Source organism: Bhargavaea sp. GQ12 (assembly GCF_059758705.1).
In genome coordinates, this window is sequence record NZ_JCAXEU010000020.1 from 16,379 (window position 1) to 34,438 (window position 18,060).

General features: G+C 53.9%; 14 protein-coding genes. 13 read left to right on the plus strand and 1 reads right to left on the minus strand.

Annotated elements, in window-relative coordinates:
- Nucleotides 1–17: 17 nt before the first annotated feature.
- The 6 genes from AC6CHQ_RS14265 to AC6CHQ_RS14290 all read left to right on the plus strand — a co-directional run bounded on the left by AC6CHQ_RS14265 (nucleotide 18) and on the right by AC6CHQ_RS14290 (nucleotide 7,206).
- Nucleotides 18–1,511 (plus strand): sodium:solute symporter family protein, encoded by a 1,494-nt coding sequence (locus AC6CHQ_RS14265; RefSeq protein ID WP_251240000.1) that lies wholly within the window; start codon nucleotides 18–20, stop codon nucleotides 1,509–1,511.
- A 33-nt stretch (nucleotides 1,512–1,544) separates the two neighbouring features.
- Complete coding sequence (locus tag AC6CHQ_RS14270; protein ID WP_498081888.1) at nucleotides 1,545–3,233, plus strand: FAD-binding protein; 1,689 nt, start codon at nucleotides 1,545–1,547, stop codon at nucleotides 3,231–3,233.
- Nucleotides 3,234–3,339: 106 nt separating this feature from the next.
- The gene (locus AC6CHQ_RS14275) at nucleotides 3,340–4,248 is read left to right on the plus strand and encodes an ROK family protein (protein WP_251239998.1); all 909 of its coding nucleotides are present in this window, start codon (nucleotides 3,340–3,342) and stop codon (nucleotides 4,246–4,248) included.
- A gap of 12 nt (nucleotides 4,249–4,260) precedes the next feature.
- Nucleotides 4,261–5,094, plus strand: a complete 834-nt coding sequence (locus tag AC6CHQ_RS14280) for a MurR/RpiR family transcriptional regulator (RefSeq protein ID WP_092049725.1) — start codon at nucleotides 4,261–4,263, stop codon at nucleotides 5,092–5,094.
- Between the two features lie 20 nt (nucleotides 5,095–5,114).
- Complete coding sequence (nagA, locus tag AC6CHQ_RS14285) at nucleotides 5,115–6,275, plus strand: N-acetylglucosamine-6-phosphate deacetylase (RefSeq protein WP_251239997.1); 1,161 nt, start codon at nucleotides 5,115–5,117, stop codon at nucleotides 6,273–6,275.
- Between the two features lie 19 nt (nucleotides 6,276–6,294).
- Complete coding sequence (locus AC6CHQ_RS14290) at nucleotides 6,295–7,206, plus strand: DNA-3-methyladenine glycosylase family protein (protein ID WP_498081889.1); 912 nt, start codon at nucleotides 6,295–6,297, stop codon at nucleotides 7,204–7,206.
- Between the two features lie 155 nt (nucleotides 7,207–7,361).
- Here the strand turns inward: AC6CHQ_RS14290 and AC6CHQ_RS14295 are convergent, their stop codons facing one another.
- Nucleotides 7,362–7,907, minus strand: coding sequence for a phosphoribosyltransferase family protein (locus AC6CHQ_RS14295; RefSeq protein ID WP_498081890.1), 546 nt, complete (start codon nucleotides 7,905–7,907; stop codon nucleotides 7,362–7,364).
- 163 nt (nucleotides 7,908–8,070) lie between these two features.
- On the opposite strand from AC6CHQ_RS14295, the gene hemG reads away from it, so the two are divergent.
- The 7 genes from hemG (at nucleotide 8,071) to AC6CHQ_RS14330 (ending at nucleotide 18,047) form a co-directional block, all read left to right on the plus strand.
- Nucleotides 8,071–9,453 (plus strand): protoporphyrinogen oxidase, encoded by a 1,383-nt coding sequence (gene hemG / locus AC6CHQ_RS14300; protein WP_251240050.1) that lies wholly within the window; start codon nucleotides 8,071–8,073, stop codon nucleotides 9,451–9,453.
- Between the two features lie 191 nt (nucleotides 9,454–9,644).
- Nucleotides 9,645–10,835 carry a MalY/PatB family protein gene (locus AC6CHQ_RS14305; protein WP_092049716.1) on the plus strand — a complete coding sequence of 397 codons (1,191 nt, stop codon included), beginning with the start codon at nucleotides 9,645–9,647 and terminating at the stop codon, nucleotides 10,833–10,835.
- 102 nt (nucleotides 10,836–10,937) lie between these two features.
- On the plus strand, nucleotides 10,938–12,248 hold the full coding sequence (locus AC6CHQ_RS14310; RefSeq protein WP_498081891.1) for an MFS transporter: 1,311 nt from the start codon (nucleotides 10,938–10,940) through the stop codon (nucleotides 12,246–12,248).
- A gap of 228 nt (nucleotides 12,249–12,476) precedes the next feature.
- Complete coding sequence (locus tag AC6CHQ_RS14315; protein WP_498081892.1) at nucleotides 12,477–13,403, plus strand: DUF7309 domain-containing protein; 927 nt, start codon at nucleotides 12,477–12,479, stop codon at nucleotides 13,401–13,403.
- A gap of 65 nt (nucleotides 13,404–13,468) precedes the next feature.
- A complete protein-coding gene (locus tag AC6CHQ_RS14320) occupies nucleotides 13,469–15,043 on the plus strand; it encodes a plasmid pRiA4b ORF-3 family protein (protein WP_498081893.1) in 1,575 nt (524 codons plus the stop codon).
- Nucleotides 15,044–15,402: 359 nt separating this feature from the next.
- Complete coding sequence (locus AC6CHQ_RS14325; RefSeq protein WP_498081894.1) at nucleotides 15,403–16,485, plus strand: CdaR family transcriptional regulator; 1,083 nt, start codon at nucleotides 15,403–15,405, stop codon at nucleotides 16,483–16,485.
- A gap of 155 nt (nucleotides 16,486–16,640) precedes the next feature.
- The gene (locus AC6CHQ_RS14330; RefSeq protein WP_498081895.1) at nucleotides 16,641–18,047 is read left to right on the plus strand and encodes an FAD-linked oxidase C-terminal domain-containing protein; all 1,407 of its coding nucleotides are present in this window, start codon (nucleotides 16,641–16,643) and stop codon (nucleotides 18,045–18,047) included.
- Nucleotides 18,048–18,060 lie beyond the last annotated feature (13 nt).

Consider the following 18,060-nt stretch of genomic DNA (forward strand, 5'->3'; position numbering starts at 1 on the left):
GCTAAGGGGGAAAGGTTATGGATGCAAAATTTGCAGTCATTGACTATGTAATTCTGTTCGCTTACCTGCTGTTCATCCTTTATGTGGGGATTGCCGTCGCGAAAAAAGAAATGCGGGGGAAAGAGTTTTTTAAGGGGGACGGATCGATCCCTTGGTGGGTCACATCCGTCAGTTTGTTTGCTACATTGCTCAGCCCGATTTCATTTCTGTCTCTTGCAGGAAACTCGTATCTCGGTTCCTGGGAACTGTGGTTCGCGCAGCTCGGCCTGTTCATCGCCGTGCCCATCGCGATCTATTTCTTCCTGCCTGTCTACCGGAAGCTGAACCTCGACACGGCATATGAGTATCTGGAGCGCCGGTTTGATGTGAAGATGCGGATGATCGGCAGCGTGCTCTTCATCGTCTATCAGATCGGCCGGATGTCGATCATCATGTACCTGCCGGCCATCGCGCTGAGCGCGGTCACCGGCATCAATACCGTCCTGATCATCCTGTTCATGGGTGTCATTGCGACGATCTACTCCGCGTTCGGAGGGATCAAGTCCGTACTCTGGACCGACTTTATCCAGGGGGTTGTCCTGATCGGCGGCGGTATTTTCGCCCTGATCTTCCTGCTGTTCTCGATTGACGGCGGGATGGGAGAGGTGTTTAAAACCGGCACCGAGAACGGCAAGTTCTTCACGGACATGCCGCTGTTTGATCCGAATTTCGTCAACAACAGCATCCTGCTTCTGATCTTCGGTGCAGGTCTGTCAACCGCGTTCTCATACATCTCGAGCCAGGATATGGTCCAGCGCTATCTGACGACGGATAACCCGAAAGAAATGAACAAGATGACGTATATGAACGGGATCCTGTCCCTCGGTACGGCCACGCTGTTCTTCTTTATCGGGACAGCACTCTACACGTTCTACACACAGCAGGGAGGCGCTATGCCTGAAGGCAAGGGTGACCTGATCTTTGCCAACTATATCGTCAGTGAACTGCCAGTCGGGATTTCCGGACTTCTCATCGCCGGCCTGTTCGCAGCAGGACAGTCGACGCTGTCGACCGGTCTGAACAGTGTCGCGACCAGCTGGACGCTCGATATCCAGAACGTCTTCAAGCCGGGCATGAGCGATGAAGCAAGCACGAAGATCGCACGTGTCGTCTCGGCGCTTGTCGGTGTCTTCTCGATTGCATTCGCCATCGTTCTTGCCTACTCGGATGTCAGCTCGGCTTACGAATGGTTCAACGGCCTGATGGGCCTCGCGCTAGGAATCATCGGCGGTACGTTCACGCTCGGCGTCATGACGAAGAAAGCTAATGCAAAAGGTGCGCTTCTTGGTTTTATTGCAACAACGGTACTGGCCGTCTACATCTCGTACTTTACGGACATCACTCTCTGGGCGTATTCGATCATCAACCTGATCGCCTCGCTGATCTTCGGCTACGGCTTCAGCCTGCTGTTTAAAGGCAAAAGCAAAGCTGAAGATGGAGAGCTGACTTTCTACGATAAAACAGTCAACTGATTCATACGGAATGCTGAAGGGAAGGTGAGCAGGATGGAGATCAACAAAACGGTCGAAACGGATGTGCTTGTCGCGGGAAGCGGCCTGGCCGGCATCAAGGCGGCTAAGGAGCTTTCGGATCTCGGACACCGGGTACTCTTGGTGACGAAGATGAAAATCGCGTCAGGGTCCAGTTTCTATCCGCTGAAAGCCTCCCTTGGCACCCAGGTGACAAAGGACCAGGAAGACGAGCAGACGTTTCTGAAAGACATCGAAGAAATGAGCCGGGGCATGCACAGGCAGGACCTCGCAGAAGTATACGTCCGCGAAATCCCGGAGCGGGTCAAGGAATACTGGGACATCGGGGTCGACGCGAAAAAGCTGGAGGGAGAGCGGAAGGCCTGCTTCGCACCGAACGCCCGAAGAATCTACCTGCTGAGTGACTGGGACCGCATCCGACGGAAAGTCAACGAAATCTTCGCACGCTATGACACACTCTCCATAATGGAAAAGACGGTCATCCTGACGCTGATCAAGGAAGGCGGCCGGGTGACAGGGGCTGTGCTCCTTGATGAAAATCACGAGCTCGTCCTTGTTCGGTGCAAGGCTGCAATCGTTGCGACCGGCGGGTTCGGTTCGATCTACAAGCACAACCTGAACCCGAATGATGTGGACGGCTCGGGGCATGTCCTTGCACTTGAGGCAGGGGCCCGCCTGGTGAACATGGAATTTATCCAGTTTATCCCCGGCATCACTTCGCCGAAATATAAGACACTGTTCGGCGAGCACACCCTCATGTATTGCAAGGACATCGTGGATGGTGAAGGAGAAAGCCTTCTCAGGCCGATGCTTCCGGAAGGGCTCAGCCTCAGGGAATGCTTGGAGATCCGGAGCACCCACGGACCGTTCACGCATTCTCTGGAGTCCAGGTACTTCGATATCGCCATGATGAAGCGCATCACCGAAACCGGGAACGAGGACGGGTTCCGGCTGCAGTTCGACCCGGCCATTTATGAGAATCAGGAAGAATTCTATACCGTCTACCTGAACTGGCTAAAAGAACGCAACGTCAACTTGGCGGAAGATGAAATCCGCATCGCCCCGTTTGCCCATGCAAGCAATGGCGGAGTCTTTATCGACCCGCACGGACGGACTGGCGTGGATGGCCTGTATGTGATCGGCGAGCTTTCGTGCAACATCGAAGGGGCGAACCGGCTCGGCGGAAACTCAACGGGCGCCTGCATGGTGTTCGGGAAGCGGGCTGCGGAACACTGTTCTGATTATATCGGCGGGGTGGATCCCGGAATTGCAGATGTAAAACTCGCTGCTGATCGCCTGACCGGGATGTTCGGTGAACCGACTGCTGCTGATGCGGATGTGGAGGCTGCGGCGGAACGGGCAAGGGCAGTGACTGAGAAAATCAGGGAAATCCTCTGGTACCATGCCAATGTCGTCCGCTCAGAAGAAGGATTGTCCGGTGCACTGGACGAAATCCGTGGATTGGAGAAGGTGGTGGACCTTCCGCTGCTCTTTAGCCGGCCGGAAAAAAGGCAGCTGGCTTTTAAAACACGGAATTTTCTAAAGCTTTCCCAAGTCCTGCTGCTGGCGATGCTGGAACGCAAGGAAAGCAGGGGCGCCCACTACCGTGAAGATTATCCGGATGAAGATGAGGCATTTAGCCGCCGGCTTTTTGTCTCGGCCGATCCTGAAGGTCAGCCGCATCTTGAATTTCTGAATGAATGACAGCCGAAAGGCAGAGAAAGAGAAAAACCTGTCACGGGTTTTTCTCTTTTTCAATGGACAATGAGAGAAATGAGAATAACAATAGAAATAGAAATGAGGGAAGATCATGATGCTTGGCGTCATTGATATCGGCGGGACATCAATTAAATACGGGGTTCTTGGCGGTTCCGGGGAACTGATCCACCATGATTTCGTGCCAACGGAAGCGTGGCGTGGGGGAGACGCGGTTGTTGAGAAAGCGTGCGAAATCTCCGATCTTCTCCGGGAACGCTTCGATATAGAAGGAATCGCGATCAGCTCCGCGGGGCAGATCGACAACCGGAACGGTTCGGTCGTGTTCGCTACGGACAATATCCCGGGCTATACAGGCTCGCCAGTGGCGGAGCGGGTCAGCCGGCATACGGGGTTGCCGGTCACAGTCGAGAATGACGTGAACTGCACGGCGCTCGGCGAGCATTGGAAGGGAGCAGGCCGGGGTGTCCGGAACTTTGTCTGCATGACAATCGGGACCGGAATCGGAGGGGCGTTATTCTTGGACGGCCATCTTTTCACGGGCTCTGCATTTTCTGCAGGCGAGATCGGCCATATCTCTCTTTACCGGGACGGAAAGCCATGCAATTGCGGAAACAGCGGGTGTTATGAACAGTACGCTTCCGCTTCCGCCCTAATCGCGCTGATCCGGGATGCGTATGAGGGCGAGCCGGATCTGGAAGCGTTCTTCGATCTGGTTAAAGAAGGGGAAGAGGTGGCGAATGAGATTTTCGGGCGCTGGGTGGATGATATTGCGACAGGTCTCCAGTCTCTTGTCCATTCCTTCAATCCCGAATGCATCATTATCGGCGGCGGCGTTTCTGAACAGGGTGAGATCCTAAGAGGCGCGATTGAAGAATCCCTCCGGAAGAAGGTCATGCCGAACCACCGCAAATCACTTGAAGTCCGCCTGGCGGAGCAGGGTAACCGGGCAAACTTGCTCGGAGCGGCCCATCATTTCATAGAAAGCCGGAAAAATGGATAGGGGGGTAAGGGGATGAACAGTCCGCTCAGCAATGTGAGGCCGTCTGTGGTCATGGAGCAGCACAAACACCAATTCACCAAGTCCGAGCAGAAAATCTATGCCTATATTCTTGAGCACCCTGAACAGGTGATCTATCATTCCCTGACTGAGTTCTCGGATGCGAGCGGTGTTGCCGAGGCGACGGCACTTCGTTTTCTGAGGAAGCTGGGGTACAAAGGGTTCCAGGACTTTAAGTTCCTGTTCGCCAGGGAAATTGCCGAAGCCGGCACAGATCAGGGAGAAACGTATCTAGAACGGATCCGGGAAAACATGGTCCAGGCCATTCGGGACACGCATGACGTCGTCGTTCAAGACGAGTTGGCTGCCAGCATCGAGGCGATCGACCGGTCCGATGACGTGGTCATCTTCGGCATTGGCTCATCCGGAATCGCGGGGCTGGACATGCAGCACCGCCTCATGAGGATCGGGAAGCATACAAGCGTCGTGACAGATTCCCACTTCCAGATGATGCGCGCCGCGTCTCTTAATGAAAAGTCAGTGGTGATCGCAATCAGTCTGACCGGCGGTACGAAAGACATCGTTGACGCGGTCCGTGTCGCCAAGGAGAAGAAGGCGACGATCATCGCGCTGACAAACTACGTGAAATCTCCGCTTACCAAGTTTGCCGACCATATCTTGCTGACTTCCGCGAAAGAGAGTCCGCTGGACAGCGGTTCTCTCGTATCGAAGGTTGCACAGCTGTTCCTCATCGACCTGATCTGTACCGGACTGACGATGAATAATTACGATGAAGCGGAACGGGTAAAGCGGGAAGTATCCGACAGCATCTCTGGGAAACTGTACTGACATTGGGAAGGATGAGCGAAATGGGAACAATCTTGATCAGTGGGGCCAAAATCTATGCCGAGGAAGGTGTCCTGGAAGGGGGCTATGTGCTGGTCCGGGATGGTGAGATTGTCGATGTGTCCGGCACCCGTCCGGCGGAATTGCCGGATGAGATGCTGGAGATCGACGGCACTTCTCTGAACCTGCTCCCGGGATTCATCGATGCCCATATCCACGGAGCGGACGGGGCGGATGTGATGGACGCGACCGAAGAGGCACTTGACCGGATGGCCCGATTCCTGCCGGCGGAAGGGACGACGGCATTTCTCGCGACGACCATCACCCAGTCACATGAAAACATCGGCAGTGCGCTCGAAAACGTTGCACAATATCCGAACCGCCCAGGTCAGGCTGAAGTGCTCGGCGTCCATCTGGAAGGGCCCTTTGTGGAGAAAAAGCGTGCCGGCGCACAGCCTGAATCCTATATTATCGAACCCGATGCGGAGCTGTTCCGGAAGTGGCAGGAAATGGCCGGAGGAAGGATCAGTGTCATCACGATGGCGCCGGAACATGACCGGGATGGCGCGTTCATCCGGGAACTGTCCGAGTCGGGAGTGGTCGTATCGGCAGGACACACCGATACCGGATTTGTAGGAATGCAGGATGCTGCTAAGCATGGCGTCAGCCAGGTGACCCATCTGTGCAACGCCATGCCGGGAATCCATCACCGGGATGTCGGTGTAGTCGGAGCGGCATTTATTTTGGATTCCCTCAAGGCGGAACTGATTGCGGATGGCATCCACGTCGAGGAACAGATGCTCCGCCTGATCTGGCAGAACATCGGACCGGAGCGGCTGATCCTCATCACCGACTCCATGCGGGCAAAAGGACTTCCGGCTGGGGATTACGAGCTCGGCGGACAGCCGGTCAGGGTGACCGAAGACCGGGCGGAACTTGCAGACGGGACGCTTGCCGGCAGCATCCTGAAAATGAATGAAGGCGCACGGCGCATGCTTGGGATTGAAGGCGTCACAATGGAAGACATCGTGGCGATGGCATCCCGGAACCCAGCCCGCCAGCTGGGAGTCGATGACCGGAAGGGCGGCATCCGGGAAGGGAAAGATGCGGACCTGATTCTCGCCGATGACAATCTGAATATCCGGCTGACTCTTTGCCGGGGGGAAGTGGCGTTTCAGGCGTAAGTGAAAGGAGACGGACCCGATGATCCATCAAATGATCATCCCAGTACCGGAGGATTTCAGCTTTGCAGAGAACCTGGAGTATCTGTCGCGTTCGGCTGACGAGTGCATGTTCCATATTGAAGAAGGCAAGGTATCGCGGGCGATTGAAGCTGGCGGTGAGCCGGTTGTTTTTGAAATGGAAGATCATCAGGATGGAATCTCTGTCCGGTTGAACATGAACGGGAAACCGGGCGCGGAGGAGCAGGCGGCAGTTTCCGGGTTCATCCGCGATTGGCTGGACCTCGAAAGGGATCTTGGTCCGTTTTATGAAATGGCGGAGCGGGATACGCTTCTCCGAGATGCGGTCAGCCGTCACCGTGGGCTCCGTGTCGTCGGCATTCCTGATTTGTTTGAAACGTTCGTCTGGGCGATCCTCGGCCAGCAGATCACCGTGGCTTTCGCCTATGTGCTGAAGCGGCGATTCGTCGAGACATTCGGCCAAGCCATCGAATCGGACGGTGTGACCCATTATCTGTTTCCCTCCACGGAGAAAGTGGCCGCGCTTGAACCGGATGCATTGCGCGAATTAAAGATCACGGCCCGGAAAAGCGAATATATCGTCGGCGTCGCGCGTCTGATCGCGGACGGGGAACTCACGAAAGACGGCCTTCTGGCGATTGGAGATGACCGGTTGATCGAGCACCGGCTCACTGCCATCCGGGGCATCGGCCCGTGGACCGCGAACTATGTCCTGATGCGATGCCTGCGGTCACCTGATGCCTACCCGGCGGCTGACGTCGGATTGCATAACGCCCTGAAGCTGGTCGCTGGCCTTGACCGGAAGCCGACTCTCCCGGAAGTGGAGGCTTTCGCCGAACCGTGGCAAGGATGGCGTGCGTATGCGACGTTTTATCTATGGCGTTTCCTGAGCAGCGAGGCGGAACAGGGTTAAATTCAGAGTTAATCAACGTCTCAAGGAAGATCGTCAACGTTTCACTAAAGATAATCAACGTCTCAATAAACTTCATCAACGTTTCCATAAAGATAATCAACGTTTCAACAAAAACAGGCGGTTCCGCAAACTCGGAACCGCCTGTTTTCACGTATTCATTCGGCCGGGAACAGTGGCAGCTTTTCAAGGTAAAGAATGTCGTCCCGCTCCGACGCGTCACCTTCGGCAAGCATGGCGGCGCGGCCAACGACTTTCGCGCCGGCCTCTGTGACAAGTGCCTCAAGCGCCCGGAGGGAATCGCCGGTGCTGATGACGTCATCGATCAGGATGACACGCTTCCCGCTAATCAGGGCGGCATCCGGGCCATCCAGGACGAGTGTCTGCTTTTTCTGGGTTGTAATCGAGGTGACGTTCGCCACCAGCGGCTCATCCATGTACGCTTTTACGCTTTTTCTGGCCACGATGTAACGGGGCATGCCTTTCAGCTTCGCCACTTCGTGGGCGAACGGAATGCCTTTTGCCTCGGCTGTCACGAGAAAGTCCACATCAGGCAGCTTGTCCGAAATGAGTGATGCCGCTTCAACCACAATTTCGGTGTCGCCGAGGATCACGAAGCTGGCGATCTGGAGTTCTTCGGATACCCAGACGAGCGGCAGCTCGCGGGTGACATTCCCAATCGTTAATGTATACGAGTTCCGCATGAAGTCCCTTCCTTTCCCGATCCGGATCACAGATTTTGGTTCAACTACAGTTTACCCTTTAGCGGCCGCTCTCTGTCACAAAACTGTCCGCGCACAAGTCGCATCAGCTCATCAAAACGGTGTACACTTGCGTTAGAGGGCTTTAAAAAGGAGCGGGTGAATGATGAAACGTATGATCGTGGTCGGCGGGGGCATCACCGGACTATCCGCTGCGCATCGGCTGAATCAGCTGGCAGATGAATCAGGTGAAGATGTCCAAATCACGCTGGTCGAAGCGGAAGGACGTCTAGGCGGAAAATTGTGGACGCTTCATGAGGACGGGTTCATCATGGAAGCGGGAGCGGATTCGATCGTGGCACGCCACGAAGCGGTGGGAACGCTGGTCAATGAGCTCGGCATACGGGACCATGTCGTTCACAATGCGACCGGCATTTCTTATCTTTACCGGGACGGTGAATTGCATGCCATCCCGGCAAATACGGTGTTCGGCATCCCAATGGACAAAGAGTCGCTCATGGCCTCGACACTTGTTTCCGAAGAGGGGAAGAAGGCGGCGCTAAAGGATTTTGAAGAAACCGAGCATGACTTCACAAAAGACAGCCCGATCGGGGCGTTCCTCAGGGCATTTCTCGGTGATGAGCTGGTGGAGAGACAGGTGGCACCTGTGCTTTCCGGCGTCTATTCAGGCTCACTTGATACACTGACGCTCGGATCGACATTGCCTTATCTGTTGGATTATAAAAACGAATACGGCAGCATCATCCGCGGACTCGGTGCCAACCGGGAAAAGTTCCAGTCCCAGGCCAACAAGAAATTCCTGTCGTTCGATGGTGGGTTATCCGTACTGATCGACCGGATGGAAGAGGAAATGTCCGGCGTCCGGATTCTGAAAGGCGCAAAGGCAAAGAGCCTTGAAAAATGCGGGGACAGCTATCTCATATCGGTTGAAGGCCACGGAGAACTCCAGGCAGACGGGGTCATTCTGGCTCTGCCGGATTCCCAGGTGCGCGGACTTCTCGGCCAGGCCGCACCGAAGAAAGTGTTCGACACCTTCACCAGTGCCTCGATCCTGACAATGTATCTCGGCTACGACCTGCCGGATTCGGAGCTTCCCGCGGATGGCACCGGCTTTATCAATGCCGGAACCGGTGAGGTTGTCTGCGATGCATGCACGTGGACAAGCAGGAAATGGACACATACATCTCCAGATGGCCGTCTGCTCGTCCGGCTGTTCTACAAAAACTCCAATCCGAAATTTGAAGAGATCTCTTCAATGGACAGGGAGCAGCTGATCGCCCTCGCACGCCATGATCTGAAAGAAAGCCTGGGTCTGGACGCGGAACCTACCGTGGTTGAAGTCACGCCATGGCTAGGCCTCATGCCGAAGTACGGCCTCGGACACCGGACGGCAGTGGAGGAGTTGGAACAGTTCCTTTCAGCGTCCTACCCGAATGTCCAAGTCGCCGGTGCTTCGTTCCACGGCGTCGGCATCGGCCTTTGCATCGCGAATGGGCGGGAGAAGGCTGAGAAAGTATTTGGGAAATGAAAAACGGTCAGTCCCGACAAAGGGGCTGACCGTTTCATCTATATTCAGAAGTGAAGATGATCCGGTTCTGTAAATTCAAACAGGTTGAGGTGGCTATAAGAGGCCCAAAAGAGGTAAAGTAGACAGTAGGCGGAACCGGTACCCGACAAACCCGTGACCGGTTCCTTTATTTAGGTAAGGGGGCAGCAAGGATGGCTTATAACTTTGATGAAACAATCGAGCGCCGCGGAACAGCGAGCGCTAAATGGGATGCAGTTAAGGATCTTTTCGGTTCTGAAGATGTCCTCCCGCTCTGGGTGGCGGATATGGACTTCCGCGTGCCCGAAGAGGTCGTCGAGGCGATCAAGCAGGCTGCGGACCACGGAGTTTTCGGTTATACACTCCGTTCCGAAGAATATAAGGAAGCGGTCAGTGACTGGATGAACAAACGCCATGGATGGAAGATTGACGGTGAATGGATTACCCAGACACCGGGCATCGTGAATGCATTGAACATGGCTGTGCTTGCCTACACTGAGCCGGGTGATTCGGTAATAGTCCAGCCGCCGGTTTATTATCCGTTCATGAAAGCCATCAACAATCATGGCCGTAAAGTGGTCGACAACCCGCTGGTCGACCGGGGCGGGCACTATGAAATGGACTTTGATGACCTGGAGACGAAAGTTGCGGAAAGCGGCGCGAAGCTGTTGTTCCTGTGCAACCCGCAGAACCCGTCAGGCCGTGTCTGGACGCCCGAAGAATTAAAACAGCTCGGTGACATCTGCGTGCGCCATGGCCTCACGGTCGTCTCGGATGAAATCCACGGTGATCTGATTCTCGGCGACCAGCCGCACACACCGTTTGCGAGCATTTCGGACGAGCTTTCAGGAATCAGCGTGACATGCACGGCCCCAAGCAAGACATTCAACCTTGCAGGCCTGCACACATCAAATATCATCATTCCGGATGAGACGCGCCGGAAGGCTTTCAACGCGCAACTTGAAAAGTTTGCGGTCGGCGGTTCCTCGCCGATCGGCGCGGCTGCCACGATTGCCGCATACCGTCATGGAGAAGAATGGCTCGAAAGCCTGCTCGACTATGTACGGGGTAACTACGCCTACTTGAAAGACTTTGCGGAAACGAACATCCCGCAGCTTAGGGTGTATCCGCTTAAGGCAACCTACCTCGCGTGGGTGGACGCCCGTGCACTCGGCCTCGACAACAAGGAACTGGAGACGTTCATGGCCAAAGAGGCCAGGGTCGGCCTGAACCAGGGCCATGTCTTCGGCCCGGGCGGGGAAGGGTTCGTCCGAGTGAACTTGGCGTGTACGAGAGCGACGCTCGAGGAAGCGCTCAAGAGAATTGATGAGGCGGTCAAAAAGCATCAGGAGACGACCGCCTGACCTGGGAGGATCGGCAGCTGCCGGTCCTTTTTCAAATGTCATGGACAGAAAGCCTCCATACAGTTAAAGTGAGGAAAATGTAAAGCGGAAAGAGGGACTGAAATGGGGAAGGGGAAAAGAAAGCCGGAACAGGAAAAGGAATTCCATCCATATCGGGAATACACCGAGTCTCCGGAAAAAGTCAGAAAGCTTTATAGGCGGACGCTTTCCATCGTCGTCCTCTCCCAAATATTCGGCGGGGCGGGTCTTGCTGCCGGTATTACGGTCGGCGCGCTGATCGCCCGGGAGATGTTGGGGACCGATAGCATGGCCGGCTTGCCGACTGCGCTGTTTACCCTCGGGGCAGCACTGTCCGCGTTGATTGTCGGGCGGCTTTCCCAGCGTTCAGGACGCAGGTTCGGCCTTGCCGGCGGATTTCTTGCCGGAGCCCTGGGTGCGGTGGGCGTCATTACGGCAACGATGTTGGACAGCATATGGCTGTTGTTTGCCGCGCTATTTATTTACGGGGCAGGATCGGCCACCAATCTGCAGGTCCGATATGCGGGAACCGACCTTGCCGGACCGAAGCAACGGGCGACAGCCGTCAGCATTGCTCTTGTCTCGACGACGGTCGGCGCAGTGGCAGGGCCGAACCTGGTCGGGGTGATGGGGGAATTTGCATCATCTGTCGGCGTTCCGCCTCTGGCCGGTCCGTTCATCCTTGCGGCGGTAGCCTACCTGGCTGCCGGTCTGATTCTCCTGACTCTCCTGAAGCCTGACCCTTTGCTCGTGGCGAATGCTCTTGAAACGAGACGTCAGGCGGCGGCCGCGGAAAAAGGTGAGAACGTGTCCGTCGGTGGAACTTACCGGAGAGGGGTCATTGCAGGTGCGACGGTGATGGTGGTCACTCAGCTGATCATGACAGGAGTGATGACGATGACGCCTGTGCATATGGAGCAGCATGGGCACGCCTTGTCCGCTGTGGGCTCCGTGATCGGCGTGCATATCGCGCTAATGTACCTTCCGTCCCTCCTGACCGGCATCCTGGTGGACCGGGTCGGCCGGAACATCATGGCCGCGGCTGCAGGCATTACGTTGCTTGCTGCGGGTATGGCAGGCGCTTTTTCGCCGCCCGACTCACTTTTCGGTCTGTATGCTGCTTTGGGGCTTCTCGGACTGGGCTGGAACTTCGGCCTGATCAGCGGCACTGCGATGATCGTTGATGCAACGGCTCCTTCTGTCAGAGCCAAAACCCAAGGCTCGGTTGACGTTCTGATTGCCCTGTCCGGGGCCACGGGCGGGATGCTGTCGGGCATCATTGCTGCCTATACAGGGTTTGGCGCCATGGCGCTCGGCGGGGGAATCCTGTCACTGCTCCTGATTCCGGTCGTCATCTGGTCGTTGAGAGGTCGGGGGAAACAGGTAGTAGTCTGACAGGATAGAGGATTATTAATGAAATAACGGCCGGATCAGGATGTAAGTACTGTCCTGTTCCGGTTTTTTATTTGGAATGGACAAAGGTCCCATGAATTTTAACCACAAAAGAGGGCCGAATTTCAATTTTCGACATTAATTTCATCACTTTGGTTTCGTCCTTTAGCTTCATTGCCCGCTTTGGTACAGGCGGCTACAATGAGAGCAAATCCGAAGGGAGATCACTAAATGTCCCATGAACTGGAACTGACTCTGCTCAATACGTCACCGCCGGTCAAACGAGTGATCAAGTTGGAAGACGAATTGCCTGTCCAAGCCCTGCAGGGAATTCTGCAGACCGCCTTTGGGCGGGAAAGCACCCTTCTTGAAGAATGGACTGTTTTGCTTAGCCTAAAGTCAGTCAGTCACCAACTTGGCTTTTCCTTTAGCGGCTACCCGCCAAACGATCATCGGCAATTTGAAGCCAGACCTGCCCGGATGATCGGCAGATTCAGTGAATCTGGAGATTTCGATGACTATTATGACCATACGGATTTTGATGACGATGATGAGCTTTACTGGAGAAATCGGACTCAGGCTTTTGAACCGGATCCTGACATTCCATTCAAAGAATTGGTAAAGGAAGCGAGAAAGGTCGCAAGTGACAAGCCGTGGACTGTACTCTCGTGCGACCAGATTTTTCTTTGTGAGCGTTCGGGTGAAAAAGAACCGTTTTTCGTTTCTGTGATAGGGGATGGTGGAGAAGAGATCGGCGTAACAGTCGCACGGGGATGGGAAGGCTTCCGGTATCTGCTCGGGAAACAGGACGAGGCGTTCGGGGAAACGTTCAGGATGATGATTACGTTTGAAGAGCGGGAAGACATGTCGGAAGAGGATCTCCGTTTTTATCAGAGACTCGGATCCTACTTCCGGGGCAAACGGTGGCCGAAGCTCAGAATCCATGAGGGAGAAGCGGAACCAAGACTCCCCGAGCAGGATGAAGCCAAGCTGATCGACTGGCTTTTGTCCCGTGTCCGATCTATGAGCAGCAAAGCGAGAAAAGGATGGGAAGTTCCGGTGCCGGCAAGTGCTCACATGATTGCGGCAGTCCAGGACTGGGAGATGGAAGCAGAGGTTCGCAAAGTTCAAGAATGGAATGCTTCAAACAAAAAGTGATTTCCACTTCGGCTGCAGCGCTTCTTTCCGTTACAATGAAGAAAAAAGGGGAGAGGAGTGGCAGGATGATTTATGAACTGGAGACAAAGCTCAAATACACGGAGACGTCGGTGACGCGAACGCTCGAAGTAGACAGCGGGATGACGTTCGAAGAACTGCACCGGGTATTGCAGAAGGCTTACGAATGGGAGAACGCCCACCTCCACCAATTTGTAATCGTTCGAAGTGGAGGAACAGAGACACGGGAACTAATTGGTCCCATCGGCTTCATGGATGAGTCGGCTAGTTTGCTATTTGACGAGGACGTTGAACCGCTGGGTGACTGGCTGACGGAAAAGGGCGACGAGCTGATCTATCTGTACGATTTTGGAGCGGGCTGGGAGCACCGGGTCACGCTTACAGATATTCTTGAAGCCCATTCGGAATCAAAAGTCCCTCGCTGTACGGCTGCCTCAGGTGAACCGGCTGAAGAAGATACATTCCCGGGTGCTTACTCCGACAGCGGAGCGCGACAACCTGGAACGCTCGTGCGAGATATTAATCAAGCGTTAAAAAGCTCGAAAAAAGGGCCGAAGACACCGGAGACTGAGAACCGGGAAGAAAACCGAACAGAGAAGGAGTTGAACCGGCTGGTCTTTCTTCCGGAAGTGGAGGAAGAGGCTCTAAAGGGAATGGTGGAGGCGGCCAAGCGGGTCAGCCAGGAAAAGCCGTGGGAACACCTGCACAGCAACCAGATTGTCATGTTCGATTTTCCTGAAGAGGAAGAGCCGCATTTCGTTTCAGTAATGGGCAGCCTTGGAGAACAATTTGGTGTGATGGTATACAGGGGGTGGGACGGCTACAGGAGCCTGAAATCGGTATTTGCAGACGGTTTCGGTTCTGACTATCTGACAGAACTGGATGCACTGTCCGTCTCATTCGAAGATCGTCAGGACTTAACAAAAGAAGAATACAGTTTCCTGAAAGATCTCGGTTACTCCTTCCGCGGCAAAAAACGCTGGCCGGTATTCCGCAGCTATGAACCAGGTCTTCTTCCTTCATTGCCGGATGAATGGGATGCGCATTTTCTCACTGATCTGTTGGAAGGCGTTCTTGCAGTAGCTGAAATTGCGAAGAAAGGGAACCATCTTCCGGAGTTTGGGATGGAAGAAAAGATTCTTGCCTTTTCCGGTGATCCAGACGGACAGATGACACCGTTCTACGTCCCTGTTCCCGAAGCGCCTCCCATACCGGATGTCGGTCTGCAGCTAAGGGAATTGGACATTAAGCGGCTGCTGAAGTTGCCCGCGGGCAATCTTTCTTTGGAATTTGATCTTTTCTCCGCTCCAACTGCCGTTCACGATGAGGAAACCGAAATAACTTACTTCCCGCTGGTCGCACTCGGAGTCGACCGCGAAGTTGGAGTCTCGGTCTTTTATGAGATGATTCCCAACCCTCTCCCCGAAGACGTTGCACAGGCCGCTCTTGCCAACTGCATGATACGGACCGGCACCATTCCGGGCGAACTGCATGTCAAAGACCGTACAGCGGCGTTCCTGAAGCCACTCCTGGACAAGCTTGGCATCGTTCCGGTCATCCATTCAAGACTTCCTATGATGGAGGAGTTGCGGGTGCAACTGGAAAGACGGATGGGAAGATGAAGGTTTCATATGATAGGGGGTTCTGGACCCGGGCAACTCGTATGCTGTGTCCAGCCAAAGACGGCGGCCTTATCATTGCCCATACGGCGCCGGGCTGCTGGGAACCGATGATCACGCCATGCATACGAATGCTAATCGTACAATTTATTTGGAATAAGCTTGCTGAAAAAGCGGGGGAAGCTGAATCACTCAGCCTCTCCCGCTTTATTTTGATATGGACCAATACCTATCACTCATTCCATACAAACATGGAAAAATAGGGATTTAATACCGTGCCGGATTTTATTTGTCATACTATTGTATCAATTTATTAATACACGTATGATTTGATATATACAAAAGAGATTAGGGGGAGGAGCATGTTCGATCTGCAGGTGATCGGAAGCCAAATTGTCGATGAAATATCCTCGCTGGTTGAACAAAGTATTCTAGTAACAGACCGGAATGGGTTTATCATTGCCAGCACCAATCCCGAACGCCTCAATAATTATCATGAAGGGGCAGCCATGGCAATCCGGGAAAAGAAACAGATTCAGATGACTGAGGAACTGAGCCGCGAATTAAAAGGGGTCTTGCCCGGGATCGTCTTGCCCATCATCATTCAGGATCAGTCAATCGGAGTCATCGGTATCACAGGCCCCCCTTATACGGTAGAAAAATATGGAAAGCTTGTAAGGAAAGTTGTGGAGCTGTTCGTGGCGGACTTTATGTCCAGACAGCAGCGGGAACGGAGCGTGCGGGAGCTGGAATACTTTATCTCTGACTATCTCAACGGTGAGATTGATCAGGAAAAAGCAATCAGGCAAGCAGAACTTCTCAGCTTTCCTATTCAGAATTACACGAGCGTTGCTGTGTTTCAGGCCACCAAATATTTGGATGACGGGCTGGTTGAAAGAATGAAAAGCTTTCAGACGATCCACCAACACCTTGAAGTGGTGCGTTCCGGCATTGGAGAGCTGATCTTCCTGATCCCGGACGTCGATCGTCAATCCTTGAGGAACGGGCTGGAGCAAATAGAAGCACGTGCAAATAAGGTAATGAATGAATTCCAGCCGATCGGTGTGGGCCAGGCGGGAAGTCTGAAACGGTCGTACAAGCAAGCCAAGATTGCCCTCGCTGTATCAGCCCGTCAAAAGAGGATCATCTTCGAAGAGGACCTGAAGCTGGAACTTCTTTTCCAGGAGCTGCCGGAAGACGTAGGCAGGAAGTTCGTTCAGCGGACACTTGCTCCAATCACAGAGGATGAAGAACTGCTGGAAACGTTGGAGACCTATTTATTTAATGAGGGCAGTCTTCAGGAGTTGGCAGATCTCCTGTTTATCCACAAAAACACATTAAAGTACCGGCTGACGAAGATAGAAAATCAGCTGGGCATACATCTGCAGAATAAAGAGCAACTGACAGAATTATATATCGCATACAGTTTGTATCGTCAATACTAAATGACCTTCCCGACTCAAGGGAGGGTCATTTTTGTGTTATAGGACAAATATTCATTCTTTCTTTTCGGAAATGTTAGCTTTTTGGACGTATTAAATGTTCAGAATATTTTATACCATTGTTGAAAGCCCTTTACAGAAAGGAGGCTCAAGGCGGCATGGAATGGATCGAATCAATAAAGAATGTTGTCGGCAGTGAACATGTCAGGACGTCATCTGCCCATCTCCTGTCCTATAGCTACGATGCGACCGCAGGGTTTCAGGCGATGCCCGATGCCGTCGTTTCACCGGGTTCAACCGAGGACATCCGACAAATCATGGAGATTTGCCGGGAGCATCAAATCCCCCTGGTTCCCAGAGGTTCCGGTACAAACCTGGCTGCAGGAACAGCGCCAACAAGCGGCGGGGTCGTTCTGCTATTTAATCGGATGAACCAAATATTGGAATTCGATCAAGATAATTTGTGTATCCGGCTGCAGCCCGGCGTCCTTACCCTGGATCTATGCAATTTTGTGGAAGAGCGGGGACTGTTCTATCCTCCTGATCCGAGCAGCATGAAGATCTCGACAATCGGCGGCAATGTCAGCGAGAATTCCGGTGGGCTCAGGGGCCTGAAATATGGTGTCACCAAAGATTATGTCCTTGGCCTGACTGCTGTATTGCCAAACGGGCAAGTCATCAAGACCGGAGGAAAACTGGCCAAAGACGTGGCAGGTTACGACCTGAAGGCACTTTTGGTCGGCGCTGAAGGGACGCTTGGAGTGGTTACAGAAATCCTCCTGAAACTCATCCCGAAACCTGAACATCAAAGGACCGGAATCGCTTATTTCCAATCTCTCGAGGAAGCGGCTGCCACTGTCTCCGAAATTATCTCGAAGCGTATCATTCCTGCCACTTTGGAGTTTATGGACCGCGGGACGATGGACGCCGTAGAGCGGTTCATGAATCTTGGTCTTCCGCAAGATGCGGAGGCGATGCTGCTGATTGAACAGGACGGGGAAGCCGGGCAGGTGGAACGGGACCTTGCAGCGATGATCGACATTTCGGTCAGAAACGGTGCAGTCATGACAGCAGTGGCAGAAACGGAAGAAGAAGCGGGACTGCTAAAGGCCGGGCGTCGGGCTGCGCTTTCCGCACTGGCTAGAAAGCGGCCCACGACTATTTTGGAGGATGCTACCGTCCCCAGATCTGAGATTGCGAATATGGTCCGGAAAATCAGGGAGATCGCCGAGCGGAATCAGGTTGAGATCCATACGTTCGGACATGCAGGAGACGGAAATCTGCATCCGACCTGCCTGACTGACATCCGGGACAATGAGGAAATGGTCCGTGTGGAACGTGCATTCGCTGAGATATTTGAAGCCGCCATTGACTTGGGCGGCACGATCACCGGAGAGCATGGCGTCGGGGAGATGAAGTCGCCTTATCTTCAATGGAAGATTGGCGATGAGGGAATTGAATTGATGAAAACGATCAAACAGGCGATCGACCCTCTGAATATCTGTAATCCCGGCAAAATGTTTGCGAAGGCAAACAAACCGAGGGTGGTGGTGGCCCATGGTTAGTCCTCTTCAGGAA

What these genes read in the sequence shown, in the direction of transcription:
- AC6CHQ_RS14265 (WP_251240000.1), top strand. Translation starts at nt 18, where the DNA reads ATGGATGCAAAATTTGCAGTCATTGACTATGTAATTCTGTTCGCTTAC.
- AC6CHQ_RS14270 (WP_498081888.1), top strand. Translation starts at nt 1,545, where the DNA reads ATGGAGATCAACAAAACGGTCGAAACGGATGTGCTTGTCGCGGGAAGC.
- AC6CHQ_RS14275 (WP_251239998.1), top strand. Translation starts at nt 3,340, where the DNA reads ATGATGCTTGGCGTCATTGATATCGGCGGGACATCAATTAAATACGGG.
- AC6CHQ_RS14280 (WP_092049725.1), top strand. Translation starts at nt 4,261, where the DNA reads ATGAACAGTCCGCTCAGCAATGTGAGGCCGTCTGTGGTCATGGAGCAG.
- nagA (WP_251239997.1), top strand. Translation starts at nt 5,115, where the DNA reads ATGGGAACAATCTTGATCAGTGGGGCCAAAATCTATGCCGAGGAAGGT.
- AC6CHQ_RS14290 (WP_498081889.1), top strand. Translation starts at nt 6,295, where the DNA reads ATGATCCATCAAATGATCATCCCAGTACCGGAGGATTTCAGCTTTGCA.
- AC6CHQ_RS14295 (WP_498081890.1), bottom strand. Translation starts at nt 7,907, where the DNA reads ATGCGGAACTCGTATACATTAACGATTGGGAATGTCACCCGCGAGCTG.
- hemG (WP_251240050.1), top strand. Translation starts at nt 8,071, where the DNA reads ATGAAACGTATGATCGTGGTCGGCGGGGGCATCACCGGACTATCCGCT.
- AC6CHQ_RS14305 (WP_092049716.1), top strand. Translation starts at nt 9,645, where the DNA reads ATGGCTTATAACTTTGATGAAACAATCGAGCGCCGCGGAACAGCGAGC.
- AC6CHQ_RS14310 (WP_498081891.1), top strand. Translation starts at nt 10,938, where the DNA reads ATGGGGAAGGGGAAAAGAAAGCCGGAACAGGAAAAGGAATTCCATCCA.
- AC6CHQ_RS14315 (WP_498081892.1), top strand. Translation starts at nt 12,477, where the DNA reads ATGTCCCATGAACTGGAACTGACTCTGCTCAATACGTCACCGCCGGTC.
- AC6CHQ_RS14320 (WP_498081893.1), top strand. Translation starts at nt 13,469, where the DNA reads ATGATTTATGAACTGGAGACAAAGCTCAAATACACGGAGACGTCGGTG.
- AC6CHQ_RS14325 (WP_498081894.1), top strand. Translation starts at nt 15,403, where the DNA reads ATGTTCGATCTGCAGGTGATCGGAAGCCAAATTGTCGATGAAATATCC.
- AC6CHQ_RS14330 (WP_498081895.1), top strand. Translation starts at nt 16,641, where the DNA reads ATGGAATGGATCGAATCAATAAAGAATGTTGTCGGCAGTGAACATGTC.